16 protein-coding genes are annotated in these 20,722 nt (G+C 69.0%); 10 read left to right on the top strand and 6 right to left on the bottom strand.

The annotated features are described in order from the left end of the window. Window positions 1–14: 14 nt before the first annotated feature. The 3 genes from rpsR to rpsF all read right to left on the bottom strand — a co-directional run bounded on the left by rpsR (window position 15) and on the right by rpsF (window position 1,289). A complete protein-coding gene (gene rpsR / locus ACIRJT_RS15470) occupies window positions 15–251 on the bottom strand; it encodes a 30S ribosomal protein S18 (protein ID WP_003967857.1) in 237 nt (78 codons plus the stop codon). 43 nt (window positions 252–294) lie between these two features. Then, on the bottom strand, window positions 295–924 hold the full coding sequence (locus ACIRJT_RS15465) for a single-stranded DNA-binding protein (protein WP_403909023.1): 630 nt from the start codon (window positions 922–924) through the stop codon (window positions 295–297). Between the two features lie 74 nt (window positions 925–998). Further along, complete coding sequence (rpsF, locus tag ACIRJT_RS15460) at window positions 999–1,289, bottom strand: 30S ribosomal protein S6 (protein WP_018957345.1); 291 nt, start codon at window positions 1,287–1,289, stop codon at window positions 999–1,001. A 332-nt stretch (window positions 1,290–1,621) separates the two neighbouring features. Between rpsF and ACIRJT_RS15455 the strand changes: the two genes are divergently transcribed. The 3 genes from ACIRJT_RS15455 (at window position 1,622) to ACIRJT_RS15445 (ending at window position 4,378) form a co-directional block, all read left to right on the top strand. Continuing rightward, complete coding sequence (locus tag ACIRJT_RS15455) at window positions 1,622–1,963, top strand: hypothetical protein (protein ID WP_403909019.1); 342 nt, start codon at window positions 1,622–1,624, stop codon at window positions 1,961–1,963. A 172-nt stretch (window positions 1,964–2,135) separates the two neighbouring features. After that, on the top strand, window positions 2,136–3,254 hold the full coding sequence (locus tag ACIRJT_RS15450; RefSeq protein WP_403909016.1) for a lipid II:glycine glycyltransferase FemX: 1,119 nt from the start codon (window positions 2,136–2,138) through the stop codon (window positions 3,252–3,254). A 92-nt stretch (window positions 3,255–3,346) separates the two neighbouring features. Beyond that, on the top strand, window positions 3,347–4,378 hold the full coding sequence (locus tag ACIRJT_RS15445; RefSeq protein WP_003967862.1) for an alanine racemase: 1,032 nt from the start codon (window positions 3,347–3,349) through the stop codon (window positions 4,376–4,378). A 42-nt stretch (window positions 4,379–4,420) separates the two neighbouring features. On the opposite strand, the gene ACIRJT_RS15440 is transcribed toward ACIRJT_RS15445, so the two are convergent. Together ACIRJT_RS15440 and ACIRJT_RS15435 are read right to left on the bottom strand one after the other, a co-directional pair. Next, window positions 4,421–5,935 (bottom strand): glycosyltransferase family 87 protein, encoded by a 1,515-nt coding sequence (locus ACIRJT_RS15440; RefSeq protein ID WP_403909012.1) that lies wholly within the window; start codon window positions 5,933–5,935, stop codon window positions 4,421–4,423. 172 nt (window positions 5,936–6,107) lie between these two features. Beyond that, window positions 6,108–8,471, bottom strand: coding sequence for a transglycosylase domain-containing protein (locus ACIRJT_RS15435; RefSeq protein WP_403909009.1), 2,364 nt, complete (start codon window positions 8,469–8,471; stop codon window positions 6,108–6,110). A gap of 84 nt (window positions 8,472–8,555) precedes the next feature. Here ACIRJT_RS15435 and ACIRJT_RS15430 point away from each other — a divergent pair, with 84 nt between their 5' ends. The 4 genes from ACIRJT_RS15430 to ACIRJT_RS15415 all read left to right on the top strand — a co-directional run bounded on the left by ACIRJT_RS15430 (window position 8,556) and on the right by ACIRJT_RS15415 (window position 12,515). After that, window positions 8,556–8,750 (top strand): hypothetical protein, encoded by a 195-nt coding sequence (locus ACIRJT_RS15430; protein ID WP_403909006.1) that lies wholly within the window; start codon window positions 8,556–8,558, stop codon window positions 8,748–8,750. Between the two features lie 521 nt (window positions 8,751–9,271). Further along, a complete protein-coding gene (locus ACIRJT_RS15425; RefSeq protein ID WP_403909003.1) occupies window positions 9,272–9,979 on the top strand; it encodes a helix-turn-helix transcriptional regulator in 708 nt (235 codons plus the stop codon). Window positions 9,980–10,038: 59 nt separating this feature from the next. Continuing rightward, window positions 10,039–11,121, top strand: a complete 1,083-nt coding sequence (locus ACIRJT_RS15420; protein WP_403909000.1) for an inositol-3-phosphate synthase — start codon at window positions 10,039–10,041, stop codon at window positions 11,119–11,121. Window positions 11,122–11,246: 125 nt separating this feature from the next. Next, complete coding sequence (locus tag ACIRJT_RS15415; RefSeq protein WP_403908997.1) at window positions 11,247–12,515, top strand: MFS transporter; 1,269 nt, start codon at window positions 11,247–11,249, stop codon at window positions 12,513–12,515. Between the two features lie 98 nt (window positions 12,516–12,613). Here the strand turns inward: ACIRJT_RS15415 and ACIRJT_RS15410 are convergent, their stop codons facing one another. Next, entirely contained in the window at window positions 12,614–14,056 is a 1,443-nt protein-coding gene (locus tag ACIRJT_RS15410; RefSeq protein WP_403908994.1) for a CCA tRNA nucleotidyltransferase, read from the bottom strand. A gap of 180 nt (window positions 14,057–14,236) precedes the next feature. Between ACIRJT_RS15410 and ACIRJT_RS15405 the strand changes: the two genes are divergently transcribed. From ACIRJT_RS15405 to ACIRJT_RS15395, 3 genes are all read left to right on the top strand, one after another. Beyond that, entirely contained in the window at window positions 14,237–16,534 is a 2,298-nt protein-coding gene (locus tag ACIRJT_RS15405) for a DUF6049 family protein (RefSeq protein WP_403908991.1), read from the top strand. Window positions 16,535–16,584: 50 nt separating this feature from the next. After that, window positions 16,585–18,744, top strand: a complete 2,160-nt coding sequence (murJ, locus tag ACIRJT_RS15400) for a murein biosynthesis integral membrane protein MurJ (protein ID WP_403908988.1) — start codon at window positions 16,585–16,587, stop codon at window positions 18,742–18,744. Between the two features lie 129 nt (window positions 18,745–18,873). Then, a complete protein-coding gene (locus tag ACIRJT_RS15395) occupies window positions 18,874–20,607 on the top strand; it encodes a serine/threonine protein kinase (protein ID WP_403908985.1) in 1,734 nt (577 codons plus the stop codon). The last annotated feature ends 115 nt before the right edge of the window (window positions 20,608–20,722 follow it).

The raw sequence follows: 20,722 nt of genomic DNA, 5'->3' as shown, positions 1-20,722 counted from the left end.
TTGTCACCCTTCCCTTATCGCGCGGTGGACGTGTAGGGCAGCAGCGCCATCTCACGGCTGTTCTTGACAGCCGTGGCGACGTCACGCTGGTGCTGCGTGCAGTTGCCGGTGACGCGGCGGGCACGGATCTTGCCGCGGTCGGAAATGAACTTCCGCAGCATGTTCGTGTCCTTGTAGTCCACGTACTGGGTCTTGTCCTTGCAGAACGCGCAGACCTTCTTCTTAGGCTTGCGCACAGGCGGCTTCGCCATGGTGTTTCTCCTGTGTGATCAAGAAGTGGGGGTACGAGCAGCCCTAGAAGGGAGGCTCGTCCGAGTAGCCGCCGCCAGAGGCACCGCCGGAGCCGCCGGAGCCGCCGGAGCTTCCGCCCCAACCGCCTCCACCGCCACCCTGCTGTCCCCCGCCGCCCTGGCCGCCTGCCGGCGCGCCGGTCGCCCACGGGTCGTCGGCGGGTGCACCGCCGCCGCCCTGCTGGCCACCGCCACCGGGACCGCCGCCCCAGTTGCCGCCGCCCTGCTGGCCGCCGCCGTATCCACCCTGGCCGCCCTGACCACCGCGACCGGTGGTCTTGGTGACCTTGGCCGTGGCGGTCTTGAGGCTGGGGCCGACTTCCTCGACGTCCAGCTCGTAGACCGTGCGCTTGACGCCCTCACGGTCCTCGTAGGACCGCTGCTTCAGCCGGCCCTGCACGACGACGCGCATGCCTCGCTGAAGCGACTCCGCGACGTTCTCCGCCGCCTGACGCCAGACCGAGCAGGTGAGGAACAGGCCTTCGCCGTCCTTCCACTCATTGGTCTGCCGGTCGAAGATGCGGGGAGTGGACGCGACACGGAACTTCGCGACCGCCGCACCGGACGGGGTGAAGCGCAGCTCGGGGTCGTCGACGAGATTGCCGACGACCGTGATGACGGTCTCGCCTGCCATGGGTGAACCTCTCGGCGGGGATTGCTTCTGGCTGCTTGCTGCTACTCGGACCCGAAAACCGCTGAGCTAGATGCTCAGTGGATCTCGGGACGGAGGACCTTGGTCCGGAGGACCGACTCGTTCAGGTTCATCTGGCGGTCGAGCTCCTTGACGACCGCAGGCTCGGCCTGCAGGTCGATGACCGAGTAGATGCCCTCGGGCTTCTTCTTGATCTCGTAGGCGAGCCGACGACGGCCCCAGGTGTCGACCTTCTCCACCTTTCCGTCGCCCTCACGGACGACGGAGAGGAAGTTCTCGATCAGCGGGGAGACTGCTCGCTCCTCGAGATCGGGGTCGAGGATGACCATCACCTCGTAGTGACGCATGTGGAACCCACCTCCTTTGGACTCAGCGGCCACGGTCGTTCCGTGGCAGGAGGGTCGTGATGCGTGTTGCAACGGCGTTCCCGAGGAGAACACCCAGCACTGACAACCAGCTCCCGAACGATCCCGGAGACGGGGTTCGGGGGGAGGCTCGCCGTGCTGGCCTGGGCAGACACCGGTGCAGACCGTACAGACTACCCGTAGACCGGCTTCCGGTTGAAATCACGAGCTCAGAGGGCACAATCGAGACAGACGCGGTGTGAGAGGCGCTACACCCGCAGCGGTGCGCAGGGCGCTGGATCCACCGCCCCATCCGTCCGGCCAGGAGGTACTCCATGGCACAGACCATCCGCCCCGTCGGCTCCCGGTCCCCGACCGGCCGCCGCGCCACCGGTTCGCTCTTCGCGACGGACGGCAGACCGCATCCCGTCCAGGACGTCCTGATGGTGGTGACCGGGGTGCTCGGCGTCCTCGCGTTCGTCACGGCGATGTTCCACCATCTGCACCTGATCAGCTCCTGGGCGGGGCTCGTCGGGATCCTGACCGGTGTCTACGGCCAGTACATCTCGAAGACCACTTGGGAACGGTTCGGTCTGATCATGGGCATCGGGGCCTCCGCGGTCGGCTTCTACCTCGGCATGGCCCACGGAGGCCTCTTCGGCGGCGTGATCACCTGACCGGAGCACCGGCCGGAGAACGGGCCGGCGCGGGTGCCCAGGCGCCCGCGCCGGTCCGCCGTGCGTTCCTGGCCCCCGGGGCCAGGCCGGGCGCCCCTCGGTCACAGTAGGCTTCGGCGCGAGAGCCGGAGCCCCTGACCGATGGGGACACACCTGCCGAGGAGCGCCCCGCATGAGCCTGACCCTGAGGACCATCAGCCGAGAGCAGCATCTGGCGTACATCCAGAGCCTGCCCTCGGCCAGTCACTGCCAGGTCCCGGCGTGGGCTGACGTGAAGACCGAATGGCGCTCGGAGAACCTGGGCTGGTTCGACAAGAACGGCGAGATCGTCGGCGCCGGCCTCGTCCTGTACCGCCAGTTGCCCAAGATCAAGCGCTACCTGGCGTACCTCCCCGAGGGCCCGGTCATCAACTGGCACGCACCGAACCTGGACGACTGGCTCCGGCCGATGCTCACGCACCTCAAGCAGCAGGGCGCCTTCTCCGTGAAGATGGGCCCGCCGGTGGTCATCCGCCGCTGGGACTCGACCGCCATCAAGTCCGGCATCCAGGACCCGGACGTGAAGCGCCTGCGCGACGTCGAGGCCACGCACATCGAGCCGCGCGCCTTCGAGGTCGCGGACCGGCTGCGCAAGATGGGCTGGCAGCAGGCCGAGGACGGCGGCGCCGGATTCGGTGACGTCCAGCCCCGCTACGTCTTCCAGGTGCCGCTGGCCAACCGCTCGCTCGAGGACGTCCTCAAGGGCTTCAACCAGCTGTGGCGCCGCAACATCAAGAAGGCCGACAAGGCCGGCGTCGAGGTCGTCCAGGGCGGCTATGAGGACCTGGCCGAGTGGCAGCGGCTCTACGAGATCACTGCCGTGCGCGACCACTTCCGGCCGCGCCCGCTCTCGTACTTCCAGCGCATGTGGACCGTCCTCAACTCCGAGGACCCCAACCGGATGCGTCTCTACTTCGCCCGGCACAACGGCGTGAACCTCTCCGCGGCCACGATGCTCGTCGTCGGCGGACACGTCTGGTACTCCTACGGCGCCTCGGACAACATCGGGCGCGAGGTCCGGCCGTCCAACGCGATGCAGTGGCGCATGCTGCGCGACAGCTACGCGATGGGCGCGACCGTCTACGACCTGCGCGGTATCAGCGACTCGCTGGACGAGACCGACCATCTCTTCGGCCTGATCCAGTTCAAGGTCGGCACCGGCGGCGAGGCCGTCGAGTACGTCGGCGAGTGGGACTTCCCGCTCAACAAGCTGCTCCACAAGGCGCTCGACATCTACATGTCGCGCCGCTGATCCGCTTCACTGCACATCTGGGCCGCACACATCTCGGCACACACCGTTCGTTCCTGATTCACCGCAGCCACCAGAAAGGTTCCGGGCCGGCCATGGCGCTCTCCCTCTACGTCGACACCGCGCGCTGGCGGGCGCACCAGAAGTCCGTGATCGACCAGTTCCCCGGTCTCGTACCCGTCTGCAAGGGCAACGGCTACGGCTTCGGCCACGAGCGCCTCGCCGACGAGACGATCCGCTTCGGATCCGACACCCTCGCCGTCGGGACGACCTACGAAGCCGCCCGGATCAAGGACTGGTTCAGCGGCGACCTGCTCGTCCTGACCCCGTTCCGGCGCGGTGAGGAGCCCGTACCGCTCCCGGACCGCGTCATCCGTTCCGTCTCCTCCGTCGACGGAGTGCACGCGCTGGTGGGCGCCCGGGTCGTCATCGAGTGCATGAGCTCCATGAAGCGCCACGGCGTCAAGGAGGAGGAGCTCGGGCAGCTGCACGCGGCGATCGAGGACGTACGGCTCGAAGGCTTCGCCCTGCACCTGCCGCTGGACCGCACCGACGGCTCCGACGCCGTCGAGGAGGTCATCGGCTGGATGGACCGGCTGCGCGCGGCCCGGCTGCCGCTGCACACCATGTTCGTCAGCCATCTGCGCGCCGAGGAGCTGGCCCGGCTCCAGCAGCAGTTCCCCCAGACCCGCTTCCGCGCCCGTATCGGCACCCGGCTCTGGCTCGGCGACCACGAGGCCACCGAGTACCGGGGGGCCGTCCTGGACGTCACCCCCGTCGTCAAGGGCGACCGGTTCGGCTACCGCCAGCAGAAGGCCGCCTCCGACGGCTGGCTGGTCGTGGTGGCCGGCGGTACGTCCCACGGGGTCGGCCTGGAGGCGCCCAAGGCGCTGCACGGCGTGATGCCGCGGGCCAAGGGCGTCGCCCGCGCGGGCCTGGCCACGGTCAACCGCAACCTGTCGCCGTTCGTCTGGGCGGGCAAGCAGCGGTGGTTCGCCGAACCGCCGCACATGCAGGTGTCGATCCTGTTCGTGCCCTCGGACGCCCAGGAGCCGCGGGTCGGTGACGAACTGGTCGCCCACCTGCGCCACACCACCACGCAGTACGACCGGCTCGTCGACCGCTGAGTCGCCCCGGCGCGGCCCTGAACAGCCGCGCCGGGCCCCGGGTCAGGCGTCCCGGGCGGGCGTCCCGCCCCACTCCACCCGAGGCCCCGTGACCGTCAGGATCCGGTGTCCGGACGAACGGGCCTCGGGCCCCAGCACGAACGTGTCCGGAGCCCCGTCGAGGACTCCGCCCGACGGATCGTCCGCCCCGTCCCCGCGCACCGGGTCCTTCTCCGGCCGCAGGATGTCCCGGACGATCAGCGCGCACAGGTACAGCGTGCCCAGCAGGTGCAGGGCGATCGCGACCTGGTAGCCCTCCTGCGGCAGCCCCTGGTGCTGGTCGCCGCCGCTGGTGTACGCGAGGTAGAACCAGATCCCGAGGAAGTACATGACCTCGCAGGCCTGCCAGATGAGGAAGTCGCGCCAGCGTGGCCGGGCCAGGACCGCCAGCGGGATCAGCCAGAGCACGTACTGCGGTGAGTAGACCTTGTTCGTCAGGATGAACGCGGCCACCACCAGGAACGCCAGCTGGGCGAAGCGCGGCCGGCGGGCCGCGGAGAGCGCCAGGCCCGCGATGCCCGCGCAGAACACGACCATCAGGACCACCGACGCGGTGTTGACCGTCTCCACGTCGATGGGTTTGCCGGTGCGCTGGGTGATGATCAGCCAGAACGAACCGAAGTCGATGGGCCGCTCCTGGCTGAAGGTGTAGAACTTCCGCCACCCCTCGGGGGCGAAGACCATCACCGGCAGGTTCACCACGAGCCAGGCCGCCCCCGCGCCCAGCAGGGCCGTCCCGAACTCGCGCATCCTGCCCGCCCGCCAGCAGAGCACCAGGAGCGGGCCGAGCAGCAGAACGGGATAGAGCTTGGCGGCCGTCGCCAGGCCGATGAGGACGCCGAACGCGAGGACCCGGCCCCGGGACCACATGAGCATCGCCGCGGCCGTCAGGGCGACGGCCAGCAGGTCCCAGTTGATCGTCGCGGTGAGGACGAACGCGGGAGCCAGCGCGACCAGGAGGCCGTCCCAGGGGCGGCGGCGGTGCGTGCGGACGGTGCACACGGCGATGACCACCGCGCAGATCATCAGCATGCCCGCGTTGACCATCCAGTACATCTGCTCGCGCTGCTGGATGGGGTCGCTGTCGGGCGTCAGCGTCAGCCAGGCGGCCACCTGCATGAACACCCCGGTCAGCACGGGGTACTCCAGGTACTGCATATCCCCGCTCAGCCGGTCGAAGTACGGCACGAGGCCGTCGGCGAAGCCGCGCCCCATGAAGAGGTGCGGAATGTCGGAGTAACAGGCGTGGGTGTACTGCGAGGTGGCCCCGCGGAACCAGGCCCATTCGTAGCAGGGGATCTTCTGCACCATGCCGAGGGCGAACATCCCGATCATGACCAGCGCGACGACGCGCACGGGCGTGAGCGGGCCGTCGCCGAGCCGCGCCCAGCGTCCCACCCGGCCACCGAACAGCTCGCTGCCCGCCGCCGCGACCTCGTCCTGATCGGTGGGCCGCACGACGGGCCGCTCCTGGTGCACGCTCGTGTCTTCTGCGCTGGGGCTTGGCATGCCGCACATCCTGCCGTACGGGGCTGTGCCCGGGGCAAGGACCGCCCGGGGGACACGGGCACGGATCCGGGCTGCCGCAGGCCGCCGCCGGAAACGCGGCGAGGGCCGCCGTACCGGGTGGGTACGACGGCCCTCTCCGCTGTGCCGGACGGGCCCGAGAGGGGCCGGCCGGGGCGTCCGGCTATCCGGAGTTGCCCCAGATCGAACCGGTTCCGCCCGGATTGCCGCTCGCTCCCTGGGCTCCACCGCTGTCGGCGCCACCGTCAGCTCCACCGCTGTCGGCGCCACCGTCAGCTCCACCGCTGTCGGCGCCACCGTCGGCTCCGCCGCTGTCACCCCCACCGTCAGCTCCGGCGTTCGCCCCGCCGTTGGCCTCCTGGCAGTTCGGGTCGAAGATGCCGCAGGTCTTGGTCGGCGTCGGCGTCGGCGGAGTCGGAGTGGTCTGCGTCGGCGTCGGCGTCGGCGTCGTCTCCTCCTCGGAGGGTGTCGGCGACGGGGTGGGACTGGGCGTCGGGCTGGGGCTGACCGCGCCACCGCCCCACACGACGTCGCCCAGGTCCTTCGGCTCCGGGAAGGAGATGACCTTCTTGCCCTTCATCGCACTGGTCATGTAGTCGTGCCAGATGGAGGCCGGGAACGAGTTTCCATGGATCTTCTCCTCACCCCCGGTGCCGAACATCTTCAGGAACTCGCGCTTCTGGTTCGTCTCGTCGTCGTCGTACCGGAACATGCTGATGGCGGTCGAGATCTGCGGGGTGTACCCGACGAACCAGGCGGACCGGTTGCCGTCCGTCGTACCGGTCTTGCCCGCGGCTTCACGGCCCTCGAGGCGGGCGGGCTCACCCGTTCCGTTCTCCACGACGTTCTTGAGCACGTCCGTCACGTTGTCCGCGATGACCGGGCTGAAGGCGCGCTTCGGCTTCTTCTCGTGCTTGAAGACGGTCACGCCCCCTTCCTTGACCTCGGTGACCGAATACGTGTCGTTCTGCTGGCCACTCGTGGCGAAGGTGGCGTAGGAGCCCGCCATGCGGATGGCGCTGGGCGACGAGGTGCCGATGGAGAACGAGGGAACGGTGGAGTTCGCCATGAAGGTGTCGTCCTTCAGACCGGAGGCGACGGCGACGTCCTTGACCTTGTCCGTACCGACGTCCATGCCGAGCTGCACGAACGGGGAGTTGGCCGACTTCTCCATGGCCGTCCGCAGGTCGATCTCGCCGTAGTCATAGTTGCCGTCGTTGGTCTGGCGCCATTCCTTGTCGTCCTCGTTCAGCCAGATCTTGCCGGTGTAGTCCCTGATCCGCAGGCCGTCGTCGCCGTTGTAGATGCTCTCCGGCGAGATCTGGGTGCGCTCGGTGTTGCTCTGCTCCAGCCCGCCGGACGGGTTGCGCACGCCGTACTGCATGGCTGCGGCCAGCACGAACGGCTTCCACGTCGAGCCGACCTGGGCTCCGGTGGCGTCGGCGTTGTTCGTGTAGTGCGTGGTGGCGTCCTGGCCGCCGTACGTGGCGATGATCGCGCCGGTCCGCGCGTCCACGGACGCACCGCCGAACTCGACGTGCGTGTCCGTCTTGGGGCGGTCCTTGGGCCGGATCTTGGCCTTGTAGACCTTGTCCACCGCCGCCTCGAGCTCCTGCACCCTCTTCTTCTGGAAGGTGGTGTGGATCTCGTAGCCGCCCAGTTCGAGCTTCTTGGCGTCGATGTCGCGGTCGTTGTTGGCGAGGAAGTACTTCTTGGCGAGCTCCACCAGGTAGCCGGTCTGGCCGCCCAGCTTGGCGTCCTTCCTCTTCGGCAGCGGCATGGGGAACTTCGTGTACTTGGCGCGGTCCTCCGCCGTCATGCGCCCGTCCTTGACCTGCTCGTCAAGGATCCACTTCCAGCGGTCCTTGGCCCGCTCGGTGTTCTTCTCCGGGGTCGCGTTGTCCTTGTCGATGTCGATCGCGCCGGCGGGGTCGTAGTAGCTCGCGCCCTTGAGCAGGGTGGCCAGGAAGGCGCACTCGCTCGCGTCCAGTTCGTCGGCGTCCTTGTTGTAGTAGGTGCGGGCCGCCGCCTGCAGCCCCGAGGCCCCACGTCCGTAGTAGGAGACGTTGAGGTAGCCGGCCATCACGTCTTCCTTCGACACGTCGCCGGCGACCTTGAGCGTGATGAAGAGCTCCTGGAACTTCCGCTTGAGCGTCTGGTCCTGGGTGAGCATGGAGTTCTTCACGTACTGCTGGGTGATGGTCGAGCCGCCCTGGGTCTCACCGCCCGTGGCCATGTTGAGCAGCGCACGGCCGATACCCACCGGGTCGATGCCCTTGTCCGTGTCGAAGCTCTTGTTCTCGGCCGAGATGACGGCGTTGCGCATCTCCTCCGGGATCTGCTCGTACTTGAGCACCTGGCGGTTGACCTCACCGCCGGTCGCCACCATCTGCGTGCCGTCGGCCCAGTAGTAGACGTTGTTCTGAGCCTTGGCCGTCTCATTGGGCTTCGGTGGGACCACCAACGCGTAGGCGATGCCGCCGATGCCCATCATCACGCCGAGGAACCCCAGACAAAGCCCCGACATCAGCTTCCACGAGGGCACCCAGCGGCGGAACCCGTACCTGTCGTGGCGCGGGTAGTCGATGAAGCGCTTCTTGCCGGGGTCCCCGTGGTCGCGCCCCCGGCCCCCCGGGCCGTCGGAACCGCCACCACCACCGCGGCGTCGGCCACCACCGCCCGCGCCTTGGCCCCCGCCGTCGGCGCCCCGGCGTCGGCCGCCTCGCTGGGCCGCGCGGCGGGCCTCGGCGCGACTGCCGTACTGGCGATCATCGCCGTGCGACTCGGACGGCGATTCGGAAGGTGACGCCGACGTGGCTCTGCGTGACGGGACTGCTCGGCGTCCGGTCGACTGCTGGGCGGCTCGTCTGGCCGCGGCACGCCCGCCGCCTTGTGGCTGAGGCGTTTTGCGACGGTGCTCGCTCATGGAACGACTACTCCTCGGGCAGGCGAGAGCGCCTGGAAGCGGCAGTTGAGATCCGGTCCCCCCGAATTACGGACAAGCCACTGCGGAGGGCTCGTCCGCAGTACATCCGGCAGTCCGCGATGACTGACGCGCGAAAGCGCCTCGCGGTTCCCGGTGGTCTGCATGCCGCACAGACTACGCACGGTCAAAACCCGCCTAGGGCCGAACTTCACCCCAAACAACGCAAGTCGAACCCTGGGAATTGCTGATGTGACGCCGTTCACGAAGGTCACCCTTGTCGAACAGGTCGGAGCGATCTATCGTGCTGATGTATCGAGTCGATACATCGGCACGGCATAAGTACACCTGATGGTTCCGGTGGACCGTGCTGACGGAAGCAGCGGAAGAAGGAGGAGGCACCGGTGAGCAGACGCTCCGGCATCCTCGAGTTCGCTGTTCTCGGCCTGCTCCGCGAATCGCCGATGCACGGCTACGAGCTGCGCAAACGCCTCAACACCTCGCTGGGAATCTTCCGTGCGTTCAGCTACGGAACGCTCTATCCCTGCCTCAAGACGCTGGTAGCCAGCGGCTGGTTGATCGAGGAGCCCGCCGGTGATCCGGCGGACACCGCGCCGGTCGCCGGACGCTCGGCCGCTTCCTCGTCCTCGCTGACGGGGCGCCGGGCGAAGATCGTCTACCGCTTGACGGCAGAAGGTAAGGAGCACTTCGAGGAGCTGCTCTCGCACACCGGTCCGGACGCCTGGGAGGACGAGCACTTCGCAGCACGCTTCGCCTTCTTCGGCCAGACCGAACGCGAGGTGCGGATGCGGGTGCTCGAAGGCCGGCGCAGTCGGCTGGAGGAGCGCCTGGAGAAGATGCGCGCCTCTCTCGCCCGCACCCGTGAACGACTCGACGACTACACACTTGAGCTGCAGCGGCACGGCATGGAGTCCGTGGAGCGCGAAGTGCGCTGGCTGAACGAGCTCATCGAGAGCGAGCGGTCGGGACGGGATCGGCGACGATCCTCGCCCGAGGGCTCTGCTCAGCAGGACACACCTGGAGAGACGGGCGGCCTGCCCCGGCATCGGGACAACACCCGGCCGGATCCGTCCGACGACACCGCCAAGTGAAGTCATCGCACTCCGCGGCGACTTCATCGGAAACACCGATTACACAGGGAGCAACCGGAATGGGTTCGGTTCGCGTAGCCATCGTAGGCGTGGGCAACTGCGCCGCCTCGCTGGTGCAGGGCGTCGAGTACTACAAGGACGCCGATCCGGCCGGCAAGGTGCCCGGCCTGATGCACGTCCAGTTCGGCGAGTACCACGTCAGCGACGTCGAGTTCGTCGCCGCCTTCGACGTCGACGCGAAGAAGGTCGGCCTCGACCTCGCGGACGCCATCGGAGCCAGCGAGAACAACACCATCAAGATCGCGGACGTGCCGAACACGGGCGTGACCGTCCAGCGCGGCCACACCCACGACGGCCTGGGCAAGTACTACCGCGAGACGATCGAGGAGTCCGCGGACGCCCCGGTCGACGTCGTCCGGATCCTCAAGGACAAGCAGGTCGACGTTCTCGTCTGCTACCTGCCCGTCGGTTCCGAGGTCGCCGCGAAGTTCTACGCGCAGTGCGCCATCGACGCCAAGGTCGCGTTCGTCAACGCTCTCCCGGTGTTCATCGCGGGCACCAAGGAGTGGGCGGACAAGTTCACCGAGGCCGGTGTCCCTATCGTCGGCGACGACATCAAGTCCCAGGTGGGCGCCACCATCACGCACCGCGTGATGGCGAAGCTCTTCGAGGACCGCGGTGTCATCCTGGACCGCACGATGCAGCTGAACGTCGGCGGCAACATGGACTTCAAGAACATGCTCGAGCGTGAGCGCCTGGAGTCCAAGAAGATCTCCAAGACGCAGGCCGTCACCTCGCAGATCCGTGACCGTGAGCTCGGTGCGGACAACGTCCACATCGGCCCCTCGGACTACGTGGCCTGGCTGGACGACCGCAAGTGGGCCTACGTGCGCCTCGAGGGCCGCGCGTTCGGCGACGTTCCGCTGAACCTGGAGTACAAGCTCGAGGTGTGGGACTCCCCGAACTCGGCCGGTGTCATCATCGACGCCGTCCGCGCGGCGAAGATCGCCAAGGACCGCGGCATCGGTGGCCCGATCCTGTCGGCTTCGAGCTACTTCATGAAGAGCCCGCCGGTGCAGTACTTCGACGACGAGGCCCGCGAGAACGTCGAGCGGTTCATCAACGGCGACACCGAGAGCTGAACCGGCCTTCTCTGCCGACATCCTCATCGGAGCGCTGAGCGGAGACGCTCACCTCTTCCTGCCGCACGTCGGGGGTCCCCGGGCAATCCGCCCGCGGACCCCCGACGTGTGTGACGCTTGCTGCCATGTCTGTCGCGCGTGATCTGCGCACGCTGCTGCGCCTGCGGAACTTCCGCCGCCTGCTCACCGTGCGGCTGCTGTCCCAGTCCGCCGACGGCGTCTACCAGGTCGCCCTCGCCGCGTACGTCGTCTTCTCCCCCGAGAAGCAGACGTCGGCCGCCGCCATCGCTTCCGCGATGGCGGTGCTTCTCCTGCCCTACTCCCTGGTCGGGCCCTTCGCAGGGGTTCTGCTGGATCGCTGGTCCCGACGGCAGGTCTTCCTCTACGGGAACCTCCTGCGGGCCGCCCTGGCCTGCTCCACGGCCCTGCTGATTCTCGCCTCGGTGCCCGACTGGCTCTTCTACGCCTCGGCCCTCTGCGTCACCGCCGTCAACCGTTTCGTGCTGGCTGGTCTCTCCGCCGCCCTGCCCCGGGTGGTCGACACCGATCGTCTCGTCGTCGCGAACTCCCTGTCCCCCACCGCGGGCACCCTGGCGGCCACCGCCGGAGGCGGCCTCGCCTTCGTCGTACGGCTGGTCGCCGACGAGTCCGACGCGGCCGTCGTGCTGCTGGGGTCGATGCTCTACCTGCTCTCCGCACTGGCGTCCCTGAGCCTGCCCCGCACCCTGCTGGGGCCGGACGACGACGGGAGCCCTCTGCGACTGCGGGCCGCTCTGGCCGTCACCGCGCGCGGGCTCGTCGCCGGGCTGCGCCATCTTGCGCAGCGGAGACACGCGGCCGGGGCACTGGCCGCGATGACCGTGATCCGCTTCTGTTACGGCGCGCTCACCGTGATGGTGCTCATGCTGTGCCGCTACGCGTGGTCGGACACCGAGTCGGACGGTCTGGCCCTGCTCGGCCTGGCGGTCGGGGCTTCCGGTGCGGGGTTCTTCGTCGCCGCCGTCCTCACTCCGTGGGCGGTGGGGCAGCTCGGCCGGTACGGATGGATCGTGGGCTGCGCCGGGGCGGCGGCGGTCCTGGTCCCCGCCCTGGGCCTCTCCTTCGCGCCCGCTCCGATGCTGATCGCCGCGTTCGTACTCGGCGTCGTGACCCAGGGGTCGAAGATCGCGACCGACACGGTCGTACAGACCTCGGTCGACGATTCCTTCCGCGGCCGGGTCTTCTCGCTCTATGACGTGCTCTTCAACGTCGCGTTCGTGAGCGCCGCAGGGGTGGCGGCACTGATGCTCCCGCCGGACGGCAGATCGGTCGCTGTCGTGGCGGTCGTGTCGGCGCTGTACGCGGTGGTCGCGGTGACGATGTACCGCCGACGACGCACCGACGCCTACCGGTAGCAGGTCGCGGCTGTGCCGAGGGGCGTTGTTTCACGTGAAACAACGCCCCTCGGCACATCCAGCGGCTGATGTTTCACGTGAAACATCAGCCGCTGGGCTCAGTCCTGCCGCGCCCACCACTCCTTGAGAGCCGCCACCGCCGTGTCCCGCTCCATGGGTCCGTGCTCCAGGCGCAGCTCCAGCAGGAAGCCGTACGCCTTGCCGATCACCGGTCCGGGGCCGACATCGAGGATCCGCATGATCTCGTTGCCGTCCAGATCGGGGCGGATCGAGTCGAGCTCCTCCTGCTCCTGCAGCAGGGCGATGCGCTCCTCCAGCCCGTCGTAGGTGCGGGAGAGCGCGTTCGCCTTGCGCTTGTTCCGGGTCGTGCAGTCCGACCGGGTCAGCTTGTGGAGGCGTTCGAGCAGCGGACCGGCGTCGCGCACGTACCGGCGCACCGCGGAGTCGGTCCACTCACCATCGCCGTACCCGTGGAAGCGCAGGTGCAGCTCCACCAGTTTCGACACGTCCTTGACCAGCTCGTTGGAGTACTTCAGCTCGGTCATGCGCTTCTTCGTCATCTTCGCGCCCACCACCTCGTGGTGGTGGAAGGAGACCCTGCCGTCCTTCTCGAAGCGACGGGTCCTCGGCTTGCCGATGTCATGGAGCAGCGCGGCCAGGCGCAGCACGAGGTCGGGCCCGTCCTCCTCCAGGCCGATGGCCTGCTCCAGGACGGTCAGCGAGTGCTCGTAGACGTCCTTGTGACGGTGATGCTCGTCACTCTCCAGGCGCAGAGCGGGGAGCTCGGGCAGCACCTGCTCGGCCAGTCCTGTGTCGACCAGAAGCCCCAGGCCCTTGCGCGGATGCTGGGAGAGCAGCAGCTTGTTGAGTTCGTCGCGGACCCGCTCGGCGGAGACGATGCCGATCCGCGCGGCCATCTCCGTCATGGCGGTGACCACGTCGGGGGCGACCTCGAAGTCGAGCTGCGCGGCGAAGCGGGCCGCGCGCAGCATGCGCAGCGGGTCGTCGGAGAAGGACGCCTCGGGCGTGCCAGGAGTACGCAGCACCCGCTCGGCGAGGTCCTCCAGGCCTCCGTACGGATCGACGAACTCCTTCTGCGGCAGAGCCACGGCCATCGCGTTGACCGTGAAGTCGCGGCGCACGAGGTCGTCCTCGATGGAGTCGCCGTAGGAGACCTCCGGCTTGCGCGAGGTCCGGTCGTAGGCCTCGGACCGGTAGGTCGTGACCTCGATCTGATAGCCGTCCTTCTGGGAGCCGACGGTGCCGAAGGCGATCCCGACCTCCCACACCGAGTCGGCCCAGGGACGGACGATCTTGAGCACGTCCTCCGGGCGGGCATCGGTGGTGAAGTCCAGGTCGTTCCCGAGCCGGCCCAGCAGTGCGTCGCGGACCGATCCGCCGACCAGTGCGAGACCGAATCCGGCCTCCTGGAATCGACGGGCGAGGTCGTCGGCGACCGGGGACACCCGCAGCAGCTCACTCACCGCGCGGTGCTGCACCTGGCTCAGTGCACTGGGGTTCTCTTCGTTGGCGTTCGGCACAACAGAAAAGGGTACGTGCACGGACCGGCCGCGGCGCCATCGTTTACGGGGACCCTGCGGGATGCCCGCGATCATGTGCAATGGACCCCAGCACTTCGGCCCGCCGCACCTCGTTACCATGCGGGGACGCAGGACCGAACGATCGACAGCATCTGATGACGACGAGGGACGGGTAGACGCGTGGCCGAGGCGGCAGACTTCCAGGGGACTCGTCCCTCTCCTGCCCGCCGGTGGCTCCGGCGCACGGCCTCGACGGTGCTCGGAGCGCCGCTGCTGGCCGGTCTCCTGGCCGTTCCGGCCGCCGGTGCCACCCCGGCCGCCGCGCCCGTCAAGGCCCCCACCGGCTCCCGTACGGTCGATGTGTCCCTGAACACGCTCTCCCCGAGCGTCCCCGCGGAGGACGACACCCTGACCGTCTCCGGAACGCTCACCAACAAGGGCAAGGAGACGATCAGCAGCGCCGAGGTCGATCTACGGGTCGGGCCCCGGCTCTCCGGCCGCGGAGAGGTCGACGACGCCGCGAAGCGCTCCGCCTACGTTCCCGGCGTCGACCCGGCCACCGTCGGGGACAAGTACACGGTGAAGTTCCCCAAGCTCGCCAAGGGGATCAGCCAGGACTTCACGCTCACCGTGCCCGTGGACAAGCTCGGCCTGGACGACCCGGGCGTCTACCAGCTCGGCGTCTCGGTCTCCGGCCGTACCACCACCACCCCTTACGAGCAGGTGCTGGGCATCGAGCGCTCGTACCTGCCCTGGCAGCCCGAGACGAGCGACAGCAGGACGAAGCTCACCTTCCTCTGGCCTCTGGTCGCATCACCGCACGTCACGGCGGAGACCCGCTCGGACGAACAGCAGACCCCCGTGTTCACCAACGACGACCTGGCCGAGGAGCTGGCGCCCGGCGGCCGGCTGGAGCAGCTGGTTTCCCTGGGCAGCCGGCTCCCCGTGACCTGGGTCGTCGACCCGGACCTCCTGGCGAGCGTCGCCGCGATGGCCGGGAAGTACGAGGTCGAGTCGGGTGACACGACCGTCCCCGGCAAGAACCAGGCTGTCGCCAAGCAGTGGCTCACCGCGCTGGAGAAGGTGGTGGAGGACGGCAAGGTGGTCGCGCTGCCTTTCGCCGACCCCGATCTGGCCTCCATCGCGCACCGCGGCAAGAACGTCTCCGGAACGCTCCGCCATCTGCAGAACGCCTCCGCCGTGGCCGCGACCACGGTGGAGACCATCCTCCACGTGAAGCCGTCCACCGACTTCGCCTGGCCCGTGAACGGCGCCGTGGACTCGTCCATCGTCGATGTGGCGACCTCGGCGGGGGCCCACAACGTGATCGCCCGCAGCGACAGCTTCCGGGAGACCGCCACGGAACTTCCCTACACGCCGACCGCGGCGCGGCCGATCGGCGGAGGCACCACCGCGGTCGTCGCGGACGCCCGGCTGTCGACCCTGTTCGACGGCGACATGTCGAGGGCGGGCTCCTCCACCCGCGCGGTCCAAAGGTTCCTCGCCCAGACCCTCGCGCTGACCGAGCAGGCGCCGGACAACGAGCGCAGCATCGTCGTGGCCCCGCCGCGGATGCCCACCGCCGCACAGGCCCAGACGATGGCCCGCGCGCTGGAGGGCCTGGCGGGCAACCGCTGGACGCAGCCCCTGGACCTCGTCGCCGCCGCCGAGGTGAAGCCCGACCCGCGGGCCACCACCCAGGTCCCCCGGGCCTCCGCGTACCCGAAGAAGCTCCGAGCCCAGGAACTGCCCACGCAGGCGTTCCAGGACATCCGCACCACCCAGGGCTCGCTCGACAGCTTCGAGACGATCCTGACGCAGCCCGAGCGCGTGGTGACGCCCTTCGGCAACGCCGTCAACCGCTCGATGTCGACGTCCTGGCGCGGACGGTCCCTGGAGGCGCAGCAGTACCGGGACGCGGTCCGCGACTACCTGCAGAGCCTCACCTCCGAAGTGCAGCTCATCGAGAAGTCCGACGTCACCCTCTCCGGGCGCAGCGCGACGATCCCGGTCACCGTGCAGAACAAGCTGGTGCAGGGCGTGGACCGACTGGTTCTCCAGCTGACCTCGGACAACATCAGGCTCAAGTTCAACGACGACGGGAGCATGGCCGAACTGCCGGTCAGCATCGCGGGCGGCCACAGCCAGTCGGTGAAGTTCGACACGGCGACCAGCGCCAACGGCCGCGCCCAGGTGACCGCCCGGCTGTACACGGAGGACGGCACCCAGTACGGCGAGGAGATGACCTTCACCGTGAAGGTCTCCGAGGTGACGCCCACCGTGCTGCTCGTCATCGCCGGCGGCCTGCTGCTCCTGGTGCTGGCGGGCATCAGGATGTACAGCCACCGCAAGCGCGCCGTGGCAAGCGACACGGCGGACGGCAACGGCGACGGACCCGAGCAGCCGAGTGACCCGACTCCGGACACCGGTCCGGAAAGCGGGGCCCCGTCGGGAACGGGTGAGAAAGTGGACCGTTGAGCGATGTCTGTCGTGGCCGGTCGGCCGGGGACGATGAGGTAGGGGTTTCGATGAACGCGCCGTACGACGGTGACCGCGGGCAGGGCGCGGGCGGAGCAGCGTCTCCGGGCGGGCCTCCGGTTCCTCCTGACGCGGGCCAGGACGGCTCCGTGCCGCCGGACCCGTACCTCCAGCACGCCTACGAGGACGACCCCTACCGGGCGCAGGACCTGGCCGCCCAGGACCCGGTGGGCGAGGCACTCTACGACCGCGCCGCGCACCCGCCGCCGCCTCCCGGCACCTACCAGGAGCCGGGCCCGCTCTACCAGCAGCCGCCCGCCGCTCCGTACGCCCCCGACCCGCGCGTCTGGGCCCAGACTCCGCCCCCCGAGCCGGCGGGGCCCTCGCGGCACCTGCCGTACGGGGACCGCCCGGCGACCACGCAGTTCGTCGGCGTCGACGCGCTCGTCACCCAGGCGTCGGACGACCGGCAGGAACCGGACGCCTTCGCCCACCTCTTCCGGGACCAGGAGGGATCGGGGAAGCCCCCGGTACCGCCCCAGCCCGCACCGGCTCCCGCACCAGCGCCCGCCAAGGGCGGCGGCAAGGTCTCCGGGCTCCTCAAGTCCAGCGCGGTCATGGCCGCCGGCACGCTCGTCTCCCGGCTCACGGGGTTCGTGCGGTCCCTGGTGATCACCGCCGCGCTCGGCGCCGTACTGCTCGGCGACAGCTTCACCATCGCCTACACCCTGCCGACGATGATCTACATCCTCACCGTCGGCGGCGGCCTCAACTCGGTCTTCGTCCCCCAGCTCGTCCGCGCCATGAAGAACGACGAGGACGGCGGCGAGGCCTTCGCCAACCGGCTGCTGACCCTGGTGATGGTCACGCTCGGCGCGATCGTCGCCGTCGCGGTCTTCGCCGCGCCGGCGCTGATCCACATGCTGTCCCCCACGATCGCGAACAACGGCGACGCCAACAGCGTCGCCGTCACCTTCGCCCGCTACTGCCTGCCGACCATCTTCTTCATGGGCGTGCACGTGGTGATGGGTCAGATCCTCAACGCCCGCGGCAAGTTCGGCGCGATGATGTGGACCCCGGTCCTCAACAACATCGTCATGATCATCACGTTCGGGCTGTTCATCTGGGTCTACGGCACATCCGGTGAGTCGCGGATGGGCGTCGACACCATCCCGCCGGAAGGCGTCCGACTGCTCGGCATCGGCACCCTGCTCGGCCTCGTCGTCCAGTCCCTGGCGATGATCCCCTACCTGCGCGAGACGGGCTTCCGCTTCCGCCCCCGGTTCGACTGGAAGGGCCACGGGCTCGGCAAGACCATCAAGCTGGCCAAGTGGACCGTGCTCTTCGTGCTCGCCAACCAGGCCGGTGTGCTGGTGGTCACCCAGCTGTCCACGGCGGCCGGCGCGGCCTCGGGCCACGACGGCACCGGATTCCTGGCCTACTCCAACGCCCAGCTGATCTGGGGCATGCCGCAGGCCATCATCACCGTCTCGGTCATGGCCGCGCTGCTGCCCCGCATCTCCAGGGCCGCCCATGACAACGACCCGGGTGCGGTCCGCGACGACATCTCGCAGGGGCTGCGCAACTCGGCCGTCGCCATCGTGCCGGTGGCCTTCGCCTTCCTCGCCCTCGGCCTGCCGATGGCCACCCTGCTGTACGCCTCCAGCGGCATCGAGGCCGCCCGCTCCATGGGCTTCATCCTCATGGCCTTCGCGCTCGGCCTGATCCCGTACTCCGTGCAGTACGTCGTCCTCCGCGGGTTCTACGCCTACGAGGACACCCGCACCCCCTTCTACAACACGGTCATCGTGGCCGCCGTCAACGCTGCCGCCTCCGCACTCTGTTACGTCGTCCTGCCGGCCCGCTGGGCCGTCGTCGGCATGGCCTTCTCCTACGGTCTGGCCTACGCGGTCGGCGTCGGCGTCGCCTGGCGCCGGCTGCGCAACCGGCTGGGCGGCGACCTGGACGGCGCGCACATCGTGCGCACCTACGCCCGCCTCTGCATGGCCGCGGTGCCCGCCGCCCTCGTCGGCGGCGCCGCTGGGTTCGGGATCCTGGAACTTGTCGGCACCGGCGCTCTCGGCTCGCTGGCCGCGTTGATCTGTGGTGGCTTCCTCCTCCTGGGCATCTTCTTCGTCGCGGCGAAGAAGATGCGCATCGAAGAGGTCAACGGCCTGGTGGGCATGGTCCGTGGACGGCTCGGACGCTGAATGAGCACTCGCCCGCACAACCATCGCCGCACTCCGCGTGTCGTGCATAGCGCCGGAGTGTGGGCACAATTGGCGTGACTGTGCAGAGCTGGCTGGCATCGCGCAACGGATGGGGAGGCAGGAACGACGGTGGCGGAACGTAGCACGGCTGCCGTCGACGTGGCTGACAACAGCGGCGACGAGCCGCTGACCGCCAAGGCGGACGAAGCCACGACCGACGGGACGGCGCAAGCCGAGGAAACCGAGGGCGCGAGCCCCAAGGACACCGAGAAGACGGACGGTGGGCAAAAGCGCACCGAGGCCGTTCCGGCGTCACCCGATCTGCACAGCGGTCACAAACTCGCCGGGCGCTACCGCCTGGAGGAGTGCGTCACCCGACTGGACGGGTTCAGCAGCTGGCGTGCTGTCGACGAGAAGCTCCGCCGGGCGGTGGGCGTGCACCTGCTGCCGGCGGACCACCCGCGGGCCCGCTCGGTGCTGGCCGCCGCCCGCTCCTCGGCCCTGCTCGGCGACCCCCGGTTCGTCCAGGTCCTGGACGCCGTCGAGGAGAACGACCTCGTCTACGTGGTCCACGAATGGCTGCCGGACGCCACCGAGCTCACCGCTCTGCTGGCCACCGGGCCGATGGAGGCGCACGACGCCTACCAGCTCGTCAGCCAGCTCTCCCAGGCGATGGCCGCCGCCCACCGTGAGGGCCTCTCCCATCTGCGCCTCACCCCCGGCGCGGTCCTGCGCAGCTCCACCGGGCAGTACCGCATCCGCGGCCTCGCCGTGAACGCCGCCCTGCGCGGCATCACCGCGGAGCGCCCTCTGCGGACGGACACCGAGGCCATCGGCGCCCTCCTGTACGCCGCACTGACCCACCGCTGGCCGTACGGGAACGATGCCCACGGACTCGTCGGGCTCCCCAAGGGCATGGGGCTCATCGCCCCGGACCAGGTCCGCGCCGGCGTCCACCGCGGCCTCTCCGAGCTCGCCATGCGGGCACTCGCCAACGACGGCGCCACCGCTTCCCGGCAGGAACCGCCCTGCACGACCCCGGACGAGCTGGCCAAGGCCGTCGCGGCCATGCCGCGCGTCCTTCCTCCGGAACCCACGTTCACCGCGCCACCCGCGTACCAGCGCACGACCTATCAGCAGGGCACGTACGGGCGCCCGTCCTCCCACCCGTCCGCTGTCGCCCAGCCCGTGATGGCGGCCCCTCCGGCTCCACTGCAGAGCCGTGCCGGCCGCGCGCTCAAGTGGACCGTCTCGGCGCTCCTCATCGCCGCGCTGGGCCTCGGCAGCTGGCAGCTCGCGGAGGCCCTGCTCGACCGGAGAGGCAACGCGGAGGACTCCGTTCCCACGCAGGGCCCCTCCGAGCCGAACGATGACGGCAAGGGGAGGGCGGCCCTGAAGCCGCTGCCCATCGAGAACGCCGTCGAGTACTCCCCGGACGGGAAAGCACAGGACCCCGGTGATGTCGGGCTGACCCATGACGGCGATTCCTCGACCTACTGGAGGTCCAAGACCTTCGTGGACGGGCCCCGGCTGGCCCCGTTCAAGCAGGGGGTCGGCATCATGTACGAGATCGGTGCAGGTCAGAAGGTCTCGTCGGCGACCATCGATCTCAAATTCAGCGGTGAGCGCACCAAGATCGCGCTGTACGCCGCCGATTCCCTCTCCACGTCGGCGCCCCTGACCTCCATGGAGAAGATCGCCGAGACGGATACCACGGGATCCAAGGCCACTCTCACGACGAAGGAGCCCGTGAGCACGCGGTTCGTCCTCGTGTGGATCACAGAAGTGCCGAGGTCACCGGCCGATGCGTTCAGCACAGATGGTTACAAGCAGGGCGTGAGCGACGTCGAGTTCACCGGGTGAACATCGACACCGACGTTCGCCAGTGAACCTTTTCCAACCTCACGCTGATGCGTGGTGAAGGACGAGGACGGCCTTCACCACGTCGGTGATTCGGTTGGTGCTGCAGCGGAGCTTC

The sequence above is a fragment of the Streptomyces sp. NPDC102283 genome (assembly GCF_044766265.1).
In the GTDB taxonomy this organism is placed as follows: domain Bacteria; phylum Actinomycetota; class Actinomycetes; order Streptomycetales; family Streptomycetaceae; genus Streptomyces.
The sequence above is the reverse complement of the archived record's forward strand: the minus strand, read 5'-3'. Positions and strand labels throughout refer to the sequence as shown.